Source organism: Tardiphaga sp. OK245, from assembly GCF_900108575.1.
Lineage (GTDB): Bacteria > Pseudomonadota > Alphaproteobacteria > Rhizobiales > Xanthobacteraceae > Tardiphaga > Tardiphaga robiniae.
The window spans coordinates 1169315-1190963 of sequence record NZ_FNWZ01000003.1; the positions used below are offsets into that span (position 1 = coordinate 1169315).

General features: G+C 62.9%; 13 protein-coding genes. 5 read left to right on the forward strand and 8 right to left on the reverse strand.

The window, feature by feature from the left end; translation table 11 throughout:
• Window positions 1–49: 49 nt before the first annotated feature.
• The 4 genes from BLW80_RS18095 to BLW80_RS18110 all read right to left on the reverse strand — a co-directional run bounded on the left by BLW80_RS18095 (window position 50) and on the right by BLW80_RS18110 (window position 8149).
• Window positions 50–3904 carry a baseplate multidomain protein megatron gene (locus tag BLW80_RS18095; RefSeq protein ID WP_093758980.1) on the reverse strand — a complete coding sequence of 1285 codons (3855 nt, stop codon included), beginning with the start codon at window positions 3902–3904 and terminating at the stop codon, window positions 50–52.
• Window positions 3905–4072: 168 nt separating this feature from the next.
• The gene (locus BLW80_RS18100; RefSeq protein WP_093758981.1) at window positions 4073–4933 is read right to left on the reverse strand and encodes a DUF4118 domain-containing protein; all 861 of its coding nucleotides are present in this window, start codon (window positions 4931–4933) and stop codon (window positions 4073–4075) included.
• 400 nt (window positions 4934–5333) lie between these two features.
• Window positions 5334–7139, reverse strand: a complete 1806-nt coding sequence (locus tag BLW80_RS18105; protein WP_244528293.1) for an acyl-CoA dehydrogenase family protein — start codon at window positions 7137–7139, stop codon at window positions 5334–5336.
• A gap of 26 nt (window positions 7140–7165) precedes the next feature.
• Entirely contained in the window at window positions 7166–8149 is a 984-nt protein-coding gene (locus tag BLW80_RS18110) for a Bug family tripartite tricarboxylate transporter substrate binding protein (protein ID WP_093758982.1), read from the reverse strand.
• A gap of 119 nt (window positions 8150–8268) precedes the next feature.
• Here BLW80_RS18110 and BLW80_RS18115 point away from each other — a divergent pair, with 119 nt between their 5' ends.
• Complete coding sequence (locus BLW80_RS18115; RefSeq protein WP_093758983.1) at window positions 8269–9189, forward strand: LysR family transcriptional regulator; 921 nt, start codon at window positions 8269–8271, stop codon at window positions 9187–9189.
• Window positions 9190–9214: 25 nt separating this feature from the next.
• Here BLW80_RS18115 and BLW80_RS18120 read toward each other — a convergent pair whose 3' ends face one another.
• Entirely contained in the window at window positions 9215–9655 is a 441-nt protein-coding gene (locus tag BLW80_RS18120; protein WP_093759147.1) for an NlpC/P60 family protein, read from the reverse strand.
• Window positions 9656–9772: 117 nt separating this feature from the next.
• On the opposite strand from BLW80_RS18120, the gene BLW80_RS30820 reads away from it, so the two are divergent.
• Window positions 9773–10027: a helix-turn-helix transcriptional regulator gene (locus BLW80_RS30820; protein WP_244528295.1), complete on the forward strand. Its 255-nt coding sequence runs from the start codon at window positions 9773–9775 to the stop codon at window positions 10025–10027.
• A 41-nt stretch (window positions 10028–10068) separates the two neighbouring features.
• Here BLW80_RS30820 and BLW80_RS18130 read toward each other — a convergent pair whose 3' ends face one another.
• On the reverse strand, window positions 10069–12618 hold the full coding sequence (locus BLW80_RS18130) for an autotransporter family protein (RefSeq protein ID WP_502688610.1): 2550 nt from the start codon (window positions 12616–12618) through the stop codon (window positions 10069–10071).
• 519 nt (window positions 12619–13137) lie between these two features.
• On the opposite strand from BLW80_RS18130, the gene BLW80_RS30410 reads away from it, so the two are divergent.
• Window positions 13138–13278: a hypothetical protein gene (locus tag BLW80_RS30410; protein WP_170849700.1), complete on the forward strand. Its 141-nt coding sequence runs from the start codon at window positions 13138–13140 to the stop codon at window positions 13276–13278.
• A 202-nt stretch (window positions 13279–13480) separates the two neighbouring features.
• On the opposite strand, the gene BLW80_RS18135 is transcribed toward BLW80_RS30410, so the two are convergent.
• A complete protein-coding gene (locus BLW80_RS18135; protein WP_093758985.1) occupies window positions 13481–14404 on the reverse strand; it encodes a LysR substrate-binding domain-containing protein in 924 nt (307 codons plus the stop codon).
• Window positions 14405–14574: 170 nt separating this feature from the next.
• On the opposite strand from BLW80_RS18135, the gene BLW80_RS18140 reads away from it, so the two are divergent.
• Both BLW80_RS18140 and BLW80_RS18145 read left to right on the forward strand, forming a co-directional pair.
• A complete protein-coding gene (locus BLW80_RS18140; protein WP_093758986.1) occupies window positions 14575–15807 on the forward strand; it encodes an MFS transporter in 1233 nt (410 codons plus the stop codon).
• A 34-nt stretch (window positions 15808–15841) separates the two neighbouring features.
• Window positions 15842–16603 (forward strand): SDR family oxidoreductase, encoded by a 762-nt coding sequence (locus BLW80_RS18145; RefSeq protein WP_093758987.1) that lies wholly within the window; start codon window positions 15842–15844, stop codon window positions 16601–16603.
• A 375-nt stretch (window positions 16604–16978) separates the two neighbouring features.
• Here the strand turns inward: BLW80_RS18145 and BLW80_RS18150 are convergent, their stop codons facing one another.
• Entirely contained in the window at window positions 16979–21244 is a 4266-nt protein-coding gene (locus BLW80_RS18150; RefSeq protein WP_093758988.1) for an autotransporter domain-containing protein, read from the reverse strand.
• Window positions 21245–21649 lie beyond the last annotated feature (405 nt).

Below are 21649 nucleotides of genomic sequence, written 5' to 3' on the forward strand. Positions count from 1 at the left end.
GAAAACCAAGAGCTGGATTGCTTCGCCGCTATGCTCCTCGCAATGACGATCACAATGAAATTATACCCTCGGTCGCATGCCCCGCTCCGACGGTGCCGGAGAGCTGTGCGACGCGCAGATGCAGGCTCGGCTGCGGCGCGCCGAAATCGGCGACCTCGTCGGCCACCGCATAGAGCGCCTGCGACGTGTTGCAGGCGATACTGCGGACGACAGTGCTACCTGAGAGAATCTCGAGCCGGTACGCCTCGCCGTCTTCGCCAAGGGGCACTTCGGCATTCCAGCCATCGCCATCGAGACGCGTGCGCCTGATCCATGAGATCTGGATGCCATCGGGCTTGCGCACGGCTTTTACATGCACGGGCGCGAGCGGCAGCAGCGCGCTGCGATCGGGCGTCAGCATCAGCGCGACGGCCGAGGCATCGTCATGGCTGCGACCATTGCCGACGACGCGCAGCGACAATGGTCGTTCGAGTGCGTCGAGTCCCCGTGCGATCGGTACCAGGCTTCTGTCGAGCACCACGAACGGCGCACCAACCGGCAATAGCGCTGCCATCGCGGATTCCGACCCCGCCTGCCCGCGCAGCAGCCGCGACAGCTTGTAGGTGTTGGCCTCGACCAGTTCGGCATTGGCGAACTGGATGATCTCCCAATCGCCATCCGCATTCCGCACCGCTGCGGAATTGCTGCCGCCGAGCACCCGCGCGTCCGACAGCGACGCCAGCGCGCCGCCATGAAGCCGCACGCGGCATGTACTGGCATTGTCCCATCGTGCGGTCGGGCCGGCCGGCAGCGGATCCAGCGTCTCGCCGATCACCGCAGGCGTCGCCGCGACCGCAGCGACCTGAAAACTCGCACCGTCCTTCGATTGCCAGATCACCACCGAGCCCGGCCACGGATTGGCGAAGACAGCGAGCCGTGTCAGCACATCGGCATTGGCGCCATCGATGACAGGCAGATTCAGCGCGAGTACCTGTACCGGCCCGAGCGCCGCCGGCACCGGCGGCAGCTTGATCTCGGGCGCCAGCAGCGGCACGGCAAACACGTCGGGATCGATGCTGCGCGCCGTCACCTGCCGCGCCTGCGTATCGACGAGCCCGCTGATCTCGAACAGCCGACGCCTTTCGTTGAGCGTCAGCGCGATCACGTCGCCCGGCGCCAGTGCGAGCGCAGTCATGCCGACGGCGAACTCCGCGCGCTCGCGCCCCGCCCAGAGATCCTGCAGCCAGACCTCGGCGCGCTGCGTCGCTGCCGTATCGCTGGTGATGACGGCGAGGTCCGCATGCAGCATCCGGCTGGCGCCGCCGGTGAGTTTGCGCGATGTGACTGCCGAGCGCCGATAATCCGTCAGCGCATCGCTGAAGCCGATGCTGACCTGACGGGGCAATTCGGTCTCCTGTGCGCGCACCAGCTGCGCCAGCGCGCCGTCATCCGGCGCCACCAGATCGTCTTCGGTGAGTTCCGCCACCGGCGCGCCCCCACGCGGGATGAAACGGAGCGCGCCATCGGCCGCCGTCGCATCGAAGGCATAGGCCACCGACAGCGGCTCGATCATCGCCCGCGGCGCCATTGGCCGGTCCACGACATAACCATCGCAGCCGCCCAATAATGCCGAGGCATCAGTCCCCGTCACGCCTGCATCCGTCGCGAGCCTGTCGACCAATGCATCCAGCGGCGCGCCGCCGAGCCGGCCGTTCAGCCAGTGGCCGGTGTGCCAGTTGGCGCCATCGCCCCAGATGTCATCGGCGGCCGGAAAGATCGGATAAGGCCGCGAATCCCAGGTCCAGACGTGAATAGCCGATACATCGATCATCCGCCCGCCATAGACAGGCGACACCGGATTCTCCGCGTCGCTTGCGCCGAAGGCGGGATCGAACACAGAGATGAGCGCTTCCAGATGGCGCCGCTGCATCAGGTCGTCGCGGGCGCCGCTGGAGAAATACGGCGCAAAGTTCTCCGACGATTTCGGATCGGGAAACACGCTCGGCTGGTTGGCGCCCTTGTCGACGGCGGGACAGCCGACCTCCGTCAGCCAGATCGGCTTGCTGCGCGGGACCCATGCCGTCGAACTGCCGAGTTCCGCATGGCCGACGCGCTCGTGATGCGCATTGCCCCACCAATTCCACAGATCCTTGACGCGATGGATCCACGGCTTGCCAAGCCCATCTGATATCGCGACGCGCGCCTGCGCATCGCGCGCGTTATCATCCGGATAGTACCAGTCATAGGCCTCGCCGCCCGCCACATTGCTGCGCAGATAGGCGCGATCATAGATCGTGTCGAAGAGATCACGATCTAGATGATCGGCTTCATCGCGCCAGTCGGACAGCGGAGCATAGTAATCGATCCCGACTGCGTCGATCGCAGCCGAGGCCCAGAGCGGATCGAGCGGAAACCTGATCTCAGACGCATCCGCGCCAACAACATGCGCGCCGTATTCGGTCCAGTCGGCGCCATAGGTCACGACCGTACCGCCACCGACGATCGCCTTCACGTCAGTTGCGAGCGCGATCAGTTGAGCGACAGCGGGATAGTTGCCTGACGCCGAGCGCACGCGCGTCAGCCCAAGCAGTTCCGAGCCGATCAGGAAGCCATCGACGCCGCCGGCAAGCGATACGAGCTGCGCATAATGCAGCACCATCCGGCGATAGTTCCAGAAACCTCCGGCAAAGAAGTTGTCGACCTGCGCGCCGGCCGGCGCGGTGCCATCGGGTGAACCCGGTCGTCCCGGCGCGGGATTGCAGGTGATGCGGCCGCGCCAGGGATAGGCCGGTTGCGCGCCCGCCCCGCTCCACGGATCTGGCAAGCCGTTGCCATCAGGCACATCCATGATGACGAACGGATAGAATGTGATCTTCAGCCCGCGCGCGCTCAGTTCGCCGATCAGATGCACGACGCTGTCATCCGACGGCGTACCGCCGAATGCCGCACGTCCGTCGATTTGCGACACCACATAGGCGGAGGGGCGCGTGACGCCAGCCACCGACCACGTCAGCGGACTGGTCGTCTTGGCGGGGTTGTCGATGCCCGGCCGCACCACGCAGTAGTCGGCGCGCAGATCAGAACCGAACCACGCCACGACAATGGCGACGCGCTGCAGGTTCGGGCATAGGCCCTGCAGATCGTCCAGCGCCGCCACCACATCGGACCGCGCGGAGCCGTGATGGCGGTTCTCCGGGGCGGATTGTCCGGGGCCGAGCAGTTGCACCGCCGTGGACGGTTCATAGCCGAATTCGGTGGTGCCGGGGATCAGCGTCACCGCGCGCACCATCGCTTCGAGCAGGCCGATCGGCCGGATGATCTCGAAGGACAGTTGCGGAATCCGGTTGCCGAAATTCGCCAGCGGCAGCCGCTCGAACACGACATAAGCCAGCCCGCGATAGGCCGGCGCGTTACCCGCGCCCTCCTTCGCGACGATCAGCCCGTCCGGCATCTGGTCTTCGGTGCCGCGATAGACGCGAAAATTGATGCCCTCGAGATCGAGTGGCTTGCCGTCGGCCCAGATGCGCCCGACGCGGCCGATCACGCCGTCGCACAGACCCACCGCGAAATTCGCGAAGTAACTATAGGTGGTCGTCGTTGTGGTCGGCCCGCCGCCGAGGCCCTTGCCGCCATCGGTCGGCACCGTATCCGATGTTGCGATCTCCTCCAGCGGCGTCGCCCAGATCACCTGGCCGCTGAGCCGCGCGCGGCCATAGATGCGCGGGATCGGCGCGCCCTCGGTCGACGCCATCACATCGAGATCGGCCAGTTGCGGACCGCTTGTGCTCTGATCGCCGGAGCCGAATAGCGCGCTATCGATCGCACCGCCGAGCGCCGCGCCGGCGAGCTGGCCCGCGATTGCACCGATGGGCCCGAACATCCCGCCTATGGCGCCGCCGGCCGTCGAGAGGACGAGTTGCGACATCAGCTCACTCCGGGAAAGCGAAACGCATAGGCCAGACGCCGCGCGCACGCGGATTACTTGCTACAAATTCTCAGGTCTTGTTATCGGAGCGCAAACACGCGCAGTTCACCCGTCAGGCGAACGGCTCGCATTCAATCTCTTCAGGGCCGGGCTGGTGAAGGTGCCGCCTCAGCTCTGGGGCTGAACATCGCGGGTCGGCCGCGCATGCTGGAGGTCGAGCCCCATGGCCAATATACTTCTCACGACGTTCACGGATACGTCTGGCTTGGCGGGACGCTCATCCGGATCGAATGCGATTCCCAAAACAGCATTGCTGTCTCCGGCAGCTTGCACAGGCCAGAAGTCAAAGCGCGAGGCGATGTCCGGGTAGACGCCGCCGCGTACGATGCTTCCGGTCGTGAGCGATGCACGCGCCGCCTCCAGTTCGGGCTGCTGGAGTTCTGTGTCACCGGCTTTCTCAAGAAGAATGACTTTCTCACCGGACACGAGCATCACCACCGCAGGAACATCAAACAGCGCTGCAAGAGCCTGACATGTGAGCGAGACGATCGTTTTCACGCTGTCGGCTGCAGCGACGTCACGGCTGTAGCCTTGCAGGACGACCGCCTGTCGCCTTAACCGGACGACCTCGGCCGCCCTCTGGTGAGAGGTGAAGGCGACGCCGCTCACAACGAGTCCAACAACGAACAGAAGTCCAATCGCCCAGATGTTGGCCCGGTCATCGACGTTGAGGCTGTAGCGAGGTTCAGTCAGAAAGAAATTAAATGCGAGAGCACCGAGTACTGCGGAAAAGAACGATGGGCCAAGGCCGAAGCTCAGTCCCGCGATGATGACGGGAATGACAAATATCAGGGAGAGGTTGGGTATCGTCACCTTGCTATCAATACCAACCGCCATCGCTGTCGCGAGGACGATCATGGCGAATGAAGCGAGATATCGCAACATCCCGGATGCTGCCGGGCCAAGAACAGCATTCGCATCGGCCGCTGGTTCGATGTCCTGGCGCATATTCGCTTCAATACCGGCCATCGGTTCATCTCCCGTTTGGTGTTCGGTAACAACGCGTCGCACAAATTGAATCAGTCAGATCGAAATATCAGCCCGATCAAAGCGGGTATGCACAGCTGCATCGGGCGATACCGGATAAAACACGGATCGTACACCTCGGCCGGCGCGACCTCCCTCAGAGTTGAAGCGAGAACGACAAACATGGCCATTCCGATATAGGAAATCCAGATGAGAAGGCCGCGGGCGGTATAAGCGAAGAAGCGAATTCATCTGCACTGTGGCTGCCAGCTTCAGGCCACGCCTCCCACCGCGCCATCCTTCCGAACCGGCAAGGACCGGCGTTCAGCGAATCGGCGAGTGACCGCATGCCATTCAACGGAGGGGACCGTCGTGCGATCCCCTCCATAGGTCAGCCCGGCCATCAAGCAACAAGCAGCGTGGTGGCTCTATCGAGCGATATCGGACCATCGTCGAGCAGCAGGTCGATAGCCGCCTCTTCCCACTTCAACGAGGCAATGTTGAGTGGCGCGTTGTTCTGCAGTCGATGTTCGAGAACGAAGCGTGCGAGCAGAAGGCGCCGCGCATCGCCGCCTGTCGCTGCAGCGCGCAATCCCTCTTCGGCCAGAAGCACCATGGTGACTGCATGGTACAACTGACCGGCGGCGAGACGGCAGAATCGCTCGTTGTCCGGCTCGGCAGCGATTTCGGCCGCAAAGGCAAACGCCTGTCGCACGCTGTTTTCGAGGCGGGTTCGGAACTGGCCCGGCAGGCCTTCAGCGCGCTTGAGGCGGGTCTCAAGATCCTGCTGAAGGACCAGATGCGCCTGCTCCTTCTTGATCGATCGATGGATGGCATCGAGCGCATTGATGTTGCTCGTGCCGTCCCACAGCACGCCGAGGTGGGCGTCGCGAACGAGCTTTGCGTTTGGCCAATCCTCGATATAGCCGTTGCCGCCGCGGGCCTCCATCGATCCGGTCGCGACCGTCACATTGTCCCTGCAAGCGCGATACTTGCAGATCGGCGTCATGATCCGCAGAATCTTCTGTGCGTCCGGCTGGTCCTCATTGGCCGAGACCGATGCGGTGAACAGCAGTGCTGACAACGCCTGCTCAGTCGGCACCATTAGTTTAAGCAACTGCCGGCGCATCAGGGGATGGTCGATGACGCTCTTGCCGAATGCGTTTCTGTTGCGGGTGGCAACCAGTGCCTCATTGAGGCAGCGCCGCATCATTCCGGCAGCGCGTGCCAGGTGCGAGACCCGGCTCGAATTGACCATCTCGAGCATCTGCTTGAGTCCGCGGTTGAGATCGCCCAGCTGGTAGGCGACCGCACCCTCCAACCGGACTTCACCGCTGGCCATCGACTTGCTGCCGAGCTTGTCCTTGATGCGGACAACCCGGTAGGCGTTACGCGTACCATCCGCGAGATGTTTGGGCATTGCGAACAGGCCAAGGCCCTTGCCGCCAGCCTGAGCCCCTTCGGGCCTTGCCAGTACCACGACCACGTCTCCGCTGACATTGGAGCAGAACCATTTTTCGCCCCACAGCCGCCAGTTTTCGCCGTCCCGGGCGGCCACCAGCTCGGCCGCGCCAACGTCGGAGCCTCCGGCCTTTTCCGTCATGAACTGCGCCGCACGGTACAGCTGGTTCATATCCTGCGACAGCATGCGGTCGACGAAACGGGTACGAACCTCGTCGCTTCCGTAGCGACGAATGAGTTCTGATGAACTGCCGGCGATGTTGACCGGACACATCAATCCGAATTCGGTCTGCGAGAAAATGTACTGGAAGACGTATTTGACGATCGGCGGGAGCTTCGTGGGCCAGCCAAGTACCCCTGGTCGATACGACATGGCGTGGATGCCATAGCGCGCATAGGCGATTTCTTCCATGCGTTGATATGCGGGATGATACTCCACCGTTTCATCGTCGCGGCCGTATCGATCGCGTTGCCGCAAGACGGGCGGGTGCCGTTCGGAGGCGTCAGCCAGATCGTGGAGCTCGTTGCCGCACAGTTCACCGAGGCTGTCGAGATGCGGACGGATGTGATCCAGCAGCGTCGCATCGATATACTGCAACAGCAAGGCCTGCAGATTGTGATCCATCTCGAAGAAGTTGCTGCCCGCACAGTCAGGCGCAAGCTTCTTCGAGCGCTCGGCTGTGGCCTCGCGGCTGGCCAGTTGCTCGGTCGTCATGGCGAAATTGGACGAGGGATGCTGATAGTTCATGTCGATATCTCTTTTCTGAATTCTTCTTACTGCTGTTCGAATCCGACCTGCGTAAGAACGCTGCGCCAGTGAAGGGTTTCCGATGCCATGAACTCGGCCAGATAGGCTGGGGTGAGTGACTGGGCCGGGATAATGCCTTGCTGATCCATGGCGGCCTTGATGGCGGGATCCTTGATCGCCTCCCGGAATGCCGCGTTGAGCGTGGCAATGACCTCGGGCGGCGTTCCCTTGGGAACGACAATTCCAAAGAAAACACTGACGTCAAAACCCTTGAGCCCAAGTTCGTCGAGCGTGGGAACGTCGGGAAGCAAAGGGGTGCGCTCGCGTGTCGTGACACCGATCGCGCGAATCGCTCCGGACTTGATGTGCGGAGCGGATGAATAGACGTCCGAGAAACTGAGCGGGACTTGCCCGCCGAGCAGATCGGTCATCGCTGGTGCGGCGCCACGATACGGAACGTGCTGCAGATCAACGCCGGCTTCCGAATTAAACAGAATTCCCGACAGATGCGTCGATGCGCCAACGCCTGAAGACGAATAGTTCAGCTTGTTGCCGGCCTTGGCAAAAGCAATCAGTTCCTTGAAGTCCTTGACCGGCAATCCCGGGCCTGCAGAAAGCACGTTGGGAAGTTTGCCGAGCATGATGACGGGATCGAAACTCTTGATCGGGTCGTAATTGAGTTTCTTGTAGAGACTGACATTGATGGCCAGAGGCCCTGACGTTCCGAACATCAAGGTATAGCCATCGGCTGGCGAATTGGCGGTGTATTCGGCACCGATATTGGCGCCGGCTCCACCCTTGTTTTCAACAACCACCGTCTGCTTGAGCTGGACGCGCAGGCCTTCAGCGAGATTGCGGGCCAGCGCATCGGTGGGGCCGCCCGCAGCGAAGGGGACAATGAGTTTGACGGGGCGATCGGGATACTCGGCTCTCGCCGCCGAGCTGCACGCGATTGCGAAGCTGACAGCAGCCACCGCCATGGCCGAACCAGCCATCCTCCGTAGCTTCATTCGATATCCTCCCGGATTTTTTTGCTTTCTGGGAGTCAGTTGACCGCGACTAACCGATAGCGTCCAATACTATTTGGTGTCGATTGATCCACAAAACATATCAATCTACGGAGACGGGGATGGAACTGCGATTGCTGCGGTATTTTCTGGTTTTGGCCGAGGAACGCCATTTCCGCCGCGCTGCCCAGAGGCTGTCCATCTCTCAACCGCCTCTCAGCCTGGCCATCAGGCAGCTCGAGGAAAGCCTTGGCACCAAGCTCTTTCAACGCAACAGCCGCAATGTCGAGCTGACGGTTGCGGGGCGCGCCCTTCAGTCCGAGGCGACTTTTCTGCTGCGCCGCGTCGAAGAAGTCCGCGATTTCGTGCGAGCAGTCGACGATGAGAAAGCCGGATTGTTGCGTGTCGGCTTCGGTGGCTCGACCCTTTATCGCGGACTGCCTGCGATCATTCGATCGTTCCGAAAGCTGCATCCCGGCATTGAGTTGCGGTTGCAGGAACTCAGCACGGCCGAGCAGATCGTTGCCCTCAAGCGCGATGAGATCGATTTCGGATTTATCAACGGCCTCGAGACGCCCGATGGACTCGACGGGTTTCGCTTCTGCCGGGAGCCGCTTCTGGCCTGCCTCCCGAGCGGTCATCCCTATGCCACCAAGCGCTCCGTCCAGCTCGAAAAATTGGCGACCGAGGAATTCATCCTGTTCGGTCGGTCCGCTTCGCCGGCCTATTTCAATTCCATCCTGGAAGCCTGTCAGTCTGCAGGCTTCTCGCCGACGGTCATTCACGAGGTGCGGCATTGGGTCAGCGTGATCTCGGCCGTCGCCCACGGTCTTGGCGTCGCTCTGGTTCCGCGGGCCATGACATCCGCGCATATTGCAGGCGTCATTCTTCTTCCGTTGAAAGGCGGGAATGTCTTTTCGGAAACGCGATGTGTCTGGAAAGCCGACAGCGACCGACATGACGCACAGAAATCATTCGCGATGCTGGTCCAGGAACGCGTCGCAATGGATGAAGATGCACCCGGAAGCGAAGTCCGCGCGTGATGGATTCAGCACAACACACCCGACATCAGCTCACTCCGGGAAAGCGAAACGCATAGGCCAGACGCCGCCGCCACCAGGATGTCAACGCCACCTCGCACACGGCCGCGCCGTCATGGGCGTGGATCATTGTGCCCTCGCCGCTTGCGATCGCGGCATGTTTGGCGACGAAGCCGTCGCGCCAGCGAAACAACAACACATCGCCAGCGCCGAAGTCATCCACTGCAACGGTCACGAGATGACGCAGCGCCGCCTGCGCCAGTGCCTCCTTAGCCCGCGCCTCGGCCCAGTCCGGTGCATAAGGCGGCGGTGTTTCCGGCTCATCGCCAATGCAATGACGCCAGACGCCGCGCACGAGGCCGAGGCAATCGCATCCGACATGCTTCACCGAAGCCTGATGCTGATAGCGCGTACCAATCCAGTCGCGCGCCTCGCTGACAATCGCGGCGCGCGTGAGCGTTTCGATCATGTTGTCTGTCCCGCAATCCATAACTGCGCTGCGCGCCATGTCGCACATCTCCTGCCGCTGACATCGGGAGCACGGCGACAGGCCGGACTGGTCTATTCAGCCACGGCGGCTTTGTTCGTGCGCAAGGCGGATATCGACGCCACCTCGCCGCCCGAACTCATCGGCAAGACATTCCAGCTCACACCGTCAGAGCTTCGCGTCCTGCTGGCGATCGTCCAGGTCGGCGGCGTGCCGGAGGTCGCTGCAGCGCTCGGCGTCGCCGAAACGACGATCAAGACGCATCTCAGCCGCCTGTTCTACAAAACCGGAACCCGGCGGCAGGCGGATCTGGTCAAGCTGTTCGCCGGCTATGCGACGCGCGTGGTCGGGTAGACGCCAGATAGTTTGCCGCGAGTATGTCGTATCGCGTTCGCTCACCAGACGATGCGGAAGCCGCCAGTGCCCTTGTAGCTGCGGTTCGCCGCCGCGTCCTCAAGACTCGCGCTATAGGAGACCTCGCCGAACACAGCGTAGCGACCGTTGGCCCAGCTATAGGTGCCGCCGCCGCCGATGCTGCCCCACAGCCGGTCTTGCGCGCTGGCGAAGCCGGTGCCGGCGACATCGACACGGGTGCCGTCGAGAAACTCGTAGCGCAGGTTGCCGATGCCGTAGATGTCCGAGCGCACGATGCCCGCGCCGTCGTTCCAGGTCTTCTGGTGGTTGAGCGCAAGGCCGGCGCGGCCGAGCAGGCTGTCGCCGTCGCGCAGCGACACCGGGGCGCCGAACCGATCGGTGAAGCGATCGAACTCGGCCTTCGAATAGGACAGTTGCGCCTGCGGCGTCAGCGACCAGCCGTTGCCGACAAAGAACCGCTTGCCGGTTTCAGCGCTGAAGGCATAGCCCACCCCTTCGTTGCCGTGGGTCATGCTGCCGGCCAGCACCGAGGACAGATCGCTGCGGTAGAACATCGATTGCGCCTGGCCGTCGACATAGAAGCCGTTGTCGTCGAACCATGTCAGCGTGCCGCCGACACCCGAACCTTCGACGCGGATCCGGCCATTGCCGAAGGCCGATGCGATATTGGCGGTTGTCAGGCCATATTGCCCGGTGAGACCGACGATCAGCCTTCCGCGCTCGTTCTCCATCAGCAGACCGTCGAGGCCGGCCTGCACTTTCAGCTGGTCGGTTTTAGTGGTGGAGCCTGTGGTGGTGGAGGGCTGCAAATCGGATTGGCCGCCTTCGATGCGGCCCCAGAACGCCGTAGGCGTCGGCGACGCCTCGCCTGGCGCCAGTGCGACACCGGCGCGCGCCATGGCATCGCTGCCGCCCCAATAGCGATTGCCGACGCGTTGCTGCATGGTCGGCAGTTCGTTCATGCCGAGCAGCACCTGCGCATAGTTTTCGTACAGCGGAACGCCGGGCTGATAGAGCGGACCAGCCGGAGCAGCCGGCGGAGGATTGATCAGACTGGAGCGCAGATACCAGTCGCCATCGGTCGGCGTGCTGACGCCGTTCTTCTGCAGCGTATAGGCATAGGCGCCACCGACCACCGCCTGCTGACCCTGGATCACATAATCGCCGAGCAGCGAGAACGCGCCGTTCGACGCGCCGCCGACATCGATGATCTTGATGCCTTCGACGGTCTGCGCGCCGCTGCCGCCGAGATTGATCACCCGCACATTGGTGCTGCCTGCGGTGTTGCCGGTGACGACAAGCCGATCGGTCGGCGAGGCATCGCCCCCGAGCACCGTCTCGATCTGCAACGTTCCGCCATTGCCGGTGTAGTTGCCCGCGACGGTGAGCGTTCCGATGGAATTGCCGGGCGCGACGATACCTGCGTTCGACGTGTCGCAAACCGTGCCGGTGCCTTGCAGCGTGCCGCCGGCGAGCACAGTCATGGCGCCGCAGACGCTGCCGTTGACGCTGAGCGTGCCGCCGCTCACCGTAGTGCCACCGGTATAGGTGTTGACGCCGGAAAGGGTCTGCATGCCGCCGCTGAGCGTCAGTCCGCCGGTGCCGGAGATGACACCGGAGAACAGATCGTTCGCATTCGTGATGGTCAGGTTCTTTGTAGCCAGCGCGACGGTGCCGCTTCCCGCCAGGCTCTGAATGCTTGTGCCCACTCCTGGGATAGCCGAGATGTTGAAGGTTCCGTCTGCGACCACCCGGCTTGACGCGGCAATCGAGCCATTGCCTGAAAGCGAAAGCGTGCCGGCCTGGATCACCGTGGGACCCGTATAGGTATTGAGTGCGCTGAGATTTAATGTGCCGGCGCCGATCTTGGTCAATCCGCCCACGCCGCCAAAACCGCCCGCTCTCACAGTGAAAGCCTGGGTATCAACGGTCAGGCCGCCCGCAGCAATATTGAGGGTTGCCGCCGAAAATCCGCTGATGAAAAAGTTGTTGTTTGCCCTGGCTCGCAGAATGGCATTATCGAAATTGACCTGGCCGTCTCCAACACCGGCGCGCGCGAGGTTAGTGGTCTCCAGCGTGCTGCCGCCAGTAATATTGAGCGTGCCGGTGCCGCCAGCAAATGTTCCGAGGATAACCCCGGATTGGGCGATAACTTTAGCGCCGTTCTGAATATTAAGGGTACCATTGCCGCTGGCGCCGAGGTTGATCTGGCTGCCGGATGTAATCCACTGCGATCCGGCTCCCGTGACCGTCACGGTGCCGTTGCTTCCGCCCGCGACCCCAATCACAAGGCCCGCGCCGCTGCTCGTCAGCGTGCTGCCGTTCTGAATGGTCAGACTGCCGGTTGAACCAGTGTTCACGCCGACGGAGATGTTTCCGGTCGTTCCGGCCGCCGGACCAGCCACGCCGAGCACGGTCGGGTTTGGCGACGTCGTGTCGATAGTGACACTGCCGGCGATCGGGACCGCGCTCCCCGACCAGTTGGTCCCGACCATCCAGTCGTTGCTCGTCGTTCCGGTCCAACTCTGGGCGGCGGCCGAACCGGCGGAAATGGCGGTCAACGCCGCCACCGAGGCGCTCGCCAAAAGCAAGCGAAGCAATCGCGTTCCGTGACTGTCGGGCGCGGATCGCCGGGTGCGATCTGGACTCTCGTGGCGCATGTCATCCGACTGTCGTCTAATCGTCGCAACCCCGATGCATTCGCGCATGAGCTATTCCAGTTTCGCCTGAGTCCACACCGTTCGAGGATGCAGATGTTTCGTGCAGTCCGCGAAGGACACTTGCGAAGCTAGATGAGCCGCAACAATCGGACAATAATCGAAGCGTGTTCACGCTGAACAAACGCGCGGCCTGTGCCGTTTGCGCAACGAAAGACGCTTAACAAAGTCTTTCGAGATCGAATCCGGTTGGCACATCGCAAGCTTGATCTATCAGTGCGTGCGCTGGTTCGATGTCTCTCGCGTCGGAACGTGGCAACGCACGCAACAGACGAATGTGAACGCGTATCGGTCGTTCGTAGGACGCTTGATATCACTGCTCCATCGATGATGAGCCACGACAAGCGCGTCTCTCATTCGGATGGACCATCGATGGCATTACTCGAACGTCTGCTCTACGCCGCCGCGATCGCGTGCTTCGTGATCGTTCACTACGTCGCCTTGCAACGAATCGATGCCGTCGCATCACATGCGACCCACACGCCATCCGTCACGCTGCAGGGGACGGATTGATCGCAATCATCCACCCGTCCCCTGCATCGGGTCACTCATGACGAAGTCGTTGCCGGAAATATCGGGGAAGCCGCGGACATTATCGACATTGCCGATACACCAGGAAGCTGTTCGGGGCCGGAGAGCGACCGACGAGGCCCTGATCGGCGTCGCCGCTCGCGCCTTGCCCCAGCGGTTCATGAAAGCGACGGTGTTATCGACGCTAGCTCCGGACGAGATCGCGGCCTTGTTGCTCGAGCCAGTCGCAGAACACGGCGATATGTGGATCGGTCCGTCGCACTTCCGGCAGATAGGCGAAGTAGCTTCGCGCCGAAAGACTGATGCCCGGAAACGGCGTCATCAATCGCCCGGCCGCGAGATCATCGGCGACCAATGCGGTCGGCCCCATCGCCACGCCGAGTCCGTCGATCGCCGCCTGTATGGTCAGATAGAAATGATCGAAGGTCAGGGATGCCTCTGGGCGAAGGGCGGGCTCTCCGGCCTCAGCCAGCCAGTCGCGCCACAGCCGCGCCATCGAGGAGACGTGAAGCAGCGTATGGTGCGACAGATCGCGGATATCGGTCAGCGGCGCCCGATCCAGGATGGTCGGACTACACACTGGCAGCCGCCGCTCCCCGAACAGGAAACGCGAGGTGTAACCGGGGAAAGTGTCCGGACCACCTCTGATCACGACATCGAACGGCTCTGCCAGGGCGTCGATCGTCTCGTTCGACGTGCTCAAGCATACCTCGATGTCGGGATGCTCCGCACGAAAAGCGCCCATGCGTCGCAACAGCCATCGCAGACTGAAAGTTGCGAGAGCGTTCACATGCAGCACGATGGATGGCGCGTCATGCCGTCTGGTTCGATGCTGCTGCACGGCAGCCGAAATACGATCGAGCGCCGGTCCGAATTCGGTGAGCAGCGCTGCGCCGGCAGGCGTCAGCACGACCCGTCGGACCGAACGCCGAAACAGCGCCGGAGCACCGAGCCAGTCTTCCAGTAGCCGGATCTGCTGACTGACGGCGCCGTGGGTCACGCTGAGTTCAACGGCCGCCTCCTTCAGACTGCCGAGGCGGGCGGCGGCTTCGAAGGCGCGGACCGCATTCAGCGGCGGCAGACTACGGCGCGGGACAAAGGTGGACATACTTGAGAATTTCTAACCCATGACCTGAGTATTACTGATTTGTGACAGCCTGAAGTCTAGTTCAGAGTGACTTTAGCAGCGCTTTGCACGCCAGACACCAGCTCTAGCGCATCAATCTTCAGATTTTCTGCGATTGCAGCGCGTGCGCCGGAAGACCCAAGAAACAGCACATGACCCACCACGAGACCACGACCACTATGGCTCCTGCGAACCGGACACGCGCCGCACGAACGCTTGCGCTGACCGGGCTCAACCACGCTTTGCACGACGGCTTCACGGACGCGATCTATGTATTGCTGCCGATCTGGCAGACCGAATTTGCGCTGAGCTATAGCGTCCTTGCGATCTTTCGCGGTCTTTATTCCGGCACCATGGCATGTCTGCAGATTCCGGCAGGGCATCTGGCGGAGCGGATCGATGCCAAACTCATTCTCTGCTGCGGCACGGCGCTATCGGCGTTGGGCTACGCTCTCGCGGGCATCTCCGGTGGCATCGTCGGACTGAGCTTTGCGCTCGCATTGGCAGGCGCAGGTTCGAGCACACAACACCCTCTGGCGTCCGCCGCCGTTTCACGGGCTTATGGGCGCGCTGCGCGCAGGCCGCTCGGCATCTACAATTTCACAGGTGATCTCGGAAAGGCGGCCATCCCGGCGCTGATGTCTCTGCTGCTTGTCACCATCGCCTGGCGCCATGCCGTATTTGCGCTCGCTATCGCCGGCATCGCCGTGTCTGTCGCCATGGCGGTGTGGATGCCGGCCGTGGGCATGGGGCATGCAGCAGATGCGAAGGAACGATCCAGCAAGAGCGGTCGAAGTCGGGGCGGATTCTATTGGCTCCTGGCGATCGGAATGCTCGATAGCGCCGTCAGAATGGGCTTTCTCACCTTTCTGCCATTTCTCCTGATTGAAAAAGGAGCCTCGCTTCCCGCCAGCGGTTTTGCTCTGGCACTGCTCTTCATCGGCGGAGCCGCCGGCAAGTTCGCTTGCGGCTGGCTTGGCGACAGGATCGGCACCCGGCGCACCGTTCTCTTCACCGAAGTTGCCACTGCGCTGCTGATCCTCGGCGTTCTGGTGCTGCCACTCATCCCGGTTATCGTCGTTCTGCCGGCGCTGGGTGTGATGCTCAACGGCACGTCATCGGTGCTGTATGGAACGGTCCCCGAAATAACTCCAGCCGATCGCACGGAGCGTGCATTCGCTTTGTTTTATACCGGCACCATCGGCGCGGGCGCCAGTGCCCCGGTTCTCTATGGTTTTCTGGGCGACGCGTTCGGACCTGCAATGGCAACGGCCGCGACCGCAATGACGGCGCTGGCGATCTGCCCGTTCATGATCGCACTCTCAAAGCATCTGAGCGATGACGTCGAAATCGGTCTGGCATCGCACTCATCCGGACAGCCCTAGATTATTATTTCACCATCACATGAAGGTTCGTTAGATGGATACACTCTCGCAGACGCCGCTCATTCTGATAACGGGTGGAGGTCGTGGCGTAGGCGCCGCGACGGCGCGGCTTGCTGCCGCGCAAGGTTACGATGTGGCGATCAGCTTCGTCTCCAACGAGTCTGCCGCCCTTGCGGTGGCGGCTGATGTCGAAGCTGCAGGGCGCCGGGCTTTGACGGTCCGCGCGGATAGTGCGGAGCCTGAACAGGTCGCTCAATTATTCGCCGAGATCGACCGTGTGTTCGGCCGGATCGATGTGCTGGTGAACAACGCCGCGATGCTCGCGCGACAGTCCCGGCTGGAGGATCTCGGATTCGAGCGGATGCAGCGCATCTTCGCCGTCAACGCAATCGGTCCTATCCTTTGCGCACAGCAGGCCGCGAAGCGGATGTCGTATCGCCACAACGGGCGGGGCGGTTCCGTGATCAATATCTCGTCGGCTTCGGCCCGGCTGGGCAGCCCCGGCGAATATGTCGACTACGCTGCGTCGAAGGGTGCCGTCGAGACATTCACGACCGGCTTCGCCAAGGAAGTCGCGCGGGATGGCATACGCGTCAACTGCATTCGCCCCGGACACATCTACACTGACATGCACGCCAGCGGCGGAGAGCCCGGACGGGTCGACCGCGTGAAAGACTCGATCCCCATGGGACGAGGCGGTCAGCCTGAAGAAGTTGCGCGAGCGATCCTGTGGCTGGCGGGCGCCGAGGCTTCGTTCGTCACCGGCACGTTCCTCGATGTCACTGGCGGCAAGTGAGCAACAGGTTGTGGCGCCGCGCCTTCCAGCAGCGCCTTCCTGATCGAAACCTAAGCTTCCTCCGCGATGACTGCAGGCGACATGTGCGGTGAGCTCCCGCATATCGGCCACTCGCTCACCCGCTCATCCACCCCTACCCGGCGTTGGACAAACGGATCGCCGCCATAGCCTCCGATGCAATTATGAAACAACCGGAGCCCTGCTGTACGCCGACTGAGGCCCATCGGGTCGGGTTGCAATCGTCCGCCCATTATCAGGAACTATGTCGCGAACTCAATTCAGGGTAGTCGGTGGACGTCCGCTTTGGTGCGCATTCCGGAATCAAGTCGGACATTACGGCACTTCCGAAAAGTGCCAAGACCGGAAGTCGTCACCTCACCACGCATACCGCACCACGCCCTTGCCGGCGTAGCTCTTGGTGAGCTGAGAGAACTCGCCTTCGAAGGTGCTGGCGACGGACCAGCCGCTCAGCCATTTCTTTTCGACGGAGGCGGTGACGAGTGCAGAGTCGCTGGCCTGCGCGGCGCCGCCAACGACAAAGGATGCACCCGGCAGCGTCTGGAACGTCGCACCGATATTGCGGCCGGGGTTGAAACCATGCGCCCATGCCAGGCGCCCCCGCAGCGTGACGATTCCGTCCGGCATCGCATATGATTTGTCGCTGCGCAGGCCGAGTTCGCTGCGCGTATCGGTGACGCTCTTTGATGCGTAGGTCAGCGCAAAGGTGTTGACGCCGGTGACCGCCTGCTCGGCATAGGCCGGCAGATCGAAGGTGGTGAACTGTCCTGCTGCGTAGGGCGTGATGCCTATGCCGATGCCGCCCATCCACGGGCTGACAAAGCGATAGCCGCCTTCGACGCGACCCGAGAAGGCATTGGCGTTGAACTGCGCGCGCAACTGATCGATACCGGCCACCGTCACGGTGCGGTTGGTGGTGATGTCCTGCCAGCCATAGGCCAGCGCGCCGGAGAGATACGCCGCACCCGCATTGTGCCGGATGAAGGCGCCGGCCTGGAACATATCGGATCGGCCAGAGCCGCCATTGACGGTGCTGAAGGTCGTACCACCGCCCGCCAGCGCAAAGCCTGCCAGCGTATTCGGCGAGATACGATAGTCGGCGCCGACCGCGATGCCTGCAATGCGGCTGGTCGTGTTGTTGGAGCCGAGTGTCGTGTTGCCGTTCGTGGTCTGCGAGCCGCCATAGCCTGCCGCCCACACGCTCCAGCGCTGCGCGAACGGATCGGCCATAACGGGCGCCTTGGTGAACATCGCATAGGCGTCGCGCGCTGTGGCGGAGCGCGGCTTGTCTGGCGAGGCATATGCCGATGTGCCCACGGACGATCCCGCTGAAACCGGATCGCCGCGACCGTCGATAAAGGGATCAGTCATCACGCCCATGAACTGGTTCATCGCGTTGAAGGTCGTCTGCTGCGAGCCGGTGGCGGTCTCACCCGATACCTGTGACAGCACGGATGAGAGATTGCTGCCGGTGAGACCAAACAGCGCGACAAAGGCTGGCGGCAGCGCGCCGCCATTGTTGAAGAAGTTGTTGAGCGTGGATGCGACGGTCTGCGGATTGCCCGGCAGCGAGTTGCCGGCGCCGAGCGACGCCAAGAGGTTTAACACCACGTCGGTCGACGTGTAGCTCAGGCCGACGTTGAAGGCGGGCATGCTGCCGCTCACGCCGCTGAAGGTCGTGCCGCCGAGGCCGCCGGCCGCCGACAGGATGGTGTAGCTCTTGCTGACATAGCTGCCCGGCTGGAAGACCGCCTGCACGATGCCGCCGGTCAGGCTCGCGATGCCCGTGACATTGGCGCGATCGGCGGCCGATGGCGAGACCTCGACACGGTAGAGGCCGCCGGCGCCGAACGCCAGATTGCCGCCGACCGTCAGCGTGCCGATCGAATTGCCGGGCGCGAGCACGCCGCCGCCGTTGATGGTAACACCGCCGACGGTGCCGTTGCCGCCGAGCGTGCCGCCATTGTTCACCGTCACCGCCGAACTGGCGATGGTGCCATTGACCGCCAGCGTGCCGCCATTGACCGTGGTGGCCCCGCTATAGGTGTTGGTCGCGGCGAGGATCGTGGTGCCGTTCTCCACCGTCACCGCCCCCGCGCCGGAGATAATCGGGGCGAAGTTGTAGTTCGAGGCGGTGTGGTTGAAGACGATGCGGCCGGTGCCTCCTCCGAACGCGACCGAGGGTGTGGTCAGCGTGCCGGGCGCGGCTGCGGCCAGACCGGAGGCGGCGCCGATATTGAGCGTGCCGGTCGAGCCGGCCAAAGCGGCGATTTGCATGCCCGAAGCCGTCGAGACGGCGCCGCCATTGGCGATCGTCAGTGTGCCGGTGCCGTATTGACCGACGGCGAGCGTGTCGGAATTGGTCCAGACCGAGCCGGCGCCATTAACCGTCGCGGTACCGGTCGAGCCGGGAATCAAGCCGAGATAGCCGAGGACATTGCTCACCTTGCCGCCGTTCTGGATCGTCAGCGTGCCGGTGCCTCCAGAGCCAACAACGAGCGCGCCGGAATTGGTCCAGACCGAGCCGGCGCCATCAACCGTCGCGGTGCCGGTCGAGCCGACATCGGTGCCGATCCAGCCGATGACGTTGCTCACCGCACCGCCGTTCCGGATCGTCAGCGTACCAGTGCCGGAATTGCCGACATAGATGTCGCCGGAATTGGTCCAGGACGACCCGGCGCCATCAACCGTCACGGTGCCGGTCGAGCCGGCATTGACGCCGATCCAGCCGATGACGTTGCTCACCGCGCCGCCGTTCTCAATCGTCAGCGTGCCGGCGCGGGAATTGCCGACCGAGAGGTTGCCGGAATTGGTCCAGGACGACCCGGCGCCGTTAACCGTCGTGGTGCCGGTGTTGATATAACTGGTGTAGGTGTTCGCCTTGCCGCCGTTCTGGATCGTCAGCGTGCCGGTGCCGAAAGAGCCGACAACGAGGCCGGAATTGGTGAAGGACGACCCGGCGCCATCCACCGTTACGGTGCCGGTCGAGCCGGCAAGTTCGCCGATAGTGACGACGCCGGGGCTGCTCGCTGCGCCGCCGTTCCGGATCGTCAGCGTACCGGTGCCGAGAATGCCGACATAGACATTGCCGGAATTGGTCCAGGACGACCCGGCGCCGTCGACCGTCACGGTACCGGTCGAGCCGGCATAGACGCCGAGCAAGCCGATGCCTGCGTTGCTTACCGTGCCGCCGTTCTGGATCGTCAGCGTGCCGGTGCCGGCAACGCCGACATTAAGCGTGCTGGAATTGGTCCAGGCCGAGCCGGCGCCATCAACCGTCGCGCTGCCGATCGAGCCGGCATTATTGCCGACATAGCCGTCGGCGTCGCTCACCTTGCCACCGCTCTGGATTGTGAGCGTGCCGGTGCCGAAATTGCCGACATAGAGCTCGCCGGAATTGGTCCAGGCCGACCCGGCGCCATCAACCGTCGCGGTGCCAGTCGTGCCGGCAGTGAAGCCGAGATAGCCGATGCCGACGTTGCTCACATTGCCGCCGTTCTGGATCGTCAGCGTGCCGGTGCCGGAACGGCCGACATAGAAGTCGCCGGAATTGGTCCAGGTCGAGCCGGCGCCATCGACCGTCGCGCTGCCGGTCGAGCCGGGACCGAGGCCGAGAACGCCGGTGACGTCGCTCACCGCGCCGCCGTTCTGGATCGTCAGCGTGCCGGCGCCGGAATAGCCGACATTGAGAGTGCTGGAATTGGTCCAGGCTGAGCCGGCGCCATCAACCGTCGCGCTGCCGGTCGAGCCGGCAGTGAAGCCGAGATAGCCGATGCCGACGTTGCTCACATTGCCGCCGTTCTGGATCGTCAGCGTGCCGGTGCCGGAACGGCCGACATAGAGGTCGCCGGAATTGGTCCAGGTCGAGCCGGTGCCATCAACCGTCGCGGTGCCGGTCGAGCCGGCATTGTTGCCGAGAACGCCGTCGATGTTGCTCACCGCGCCGCCGTTCTGGATCGTCAGCGTGCCGGTACCGCCATAGCCGACATTGAGAGTGCCGGAATTGGCCCAGGACGAGCCGGCGCCATCAACCGTCGCGGTGCCGGTCGAGCCGGCTCGGAGGCCGAGAAAGCTGATGCCGTTGCTCACCGCGCCGCCGTTCCGGATCGTCAGCGTGCCGGTCCCGAAATTGCCGACATAGATGTCGCCGGAATTAGTCCAGGACGAGCCGGCACCATCAACCGTCGCGGTGCCGGTCGAGCCCGCATTGTGGCCGAGAACGCCCAAGACGGCGTTGCTCAGCGTGCCGCCGTTCTGGATCGTCAGCGTTCCGGTGCCGGAAATGCCGACCCAGAGAACATGCGCCTGCGCGCCGGCCGCTCCGACCACTGTGGCATTGGGCGCGACGGTGTCGATATTCGCGTCGACCGCGCTGGTTGGAACGCCGGCCGACCAGTTGGTGCCGATGAACCAGTCGGTTGAGGTGCCGCCGGTCCAGTCGGTGGCGCGCGATGGCGTCGATGTTGCCAGGACCAGTCCGAGCGCCACCATGGAGCTGGTGCCCAGCAGGCGACGGGACGACGCGGCCAAGGTCAGCGCCGCAAAACGGCTATTCGATCGCTTGCGCGCAACAACGGCCGCGCCGGTTTCCAGCGCGCCTTCAGACGCTACAAAATAAGACAAACAAATCTCCCCGCAGCCCAAATAGCGACGTCTGAAATTCCGTTGCGCCTTTGCGGCGCCCGTCGTGCTTGGACCCGTTAAGCGGGGTTCTGTGCAAACAGGTTAGTGGGGGGAAACATCGCGGAGTCCAACCAATATCGGTCATCCGACAAGGCTCGCCGCCATATTCGGCCGACTGCGTCATTAATATCACAGGAGGAACACGCACTGGATATGGACGTCCAATGAGTCCACGCCCTGGTTCAAATGACGGCGCCGCAAGCGCCGTTATTTTGCTGTCAGGGATGGATTAATGCGCGTCCGTAGTTTGCGATTTATTCCGCGCATCATCCGGAAAATATTTCGCATGCTGAAACACAGCTTCTGCGCGTTCGGCAACGACATCGCCGCCGGAGCCACATAGCT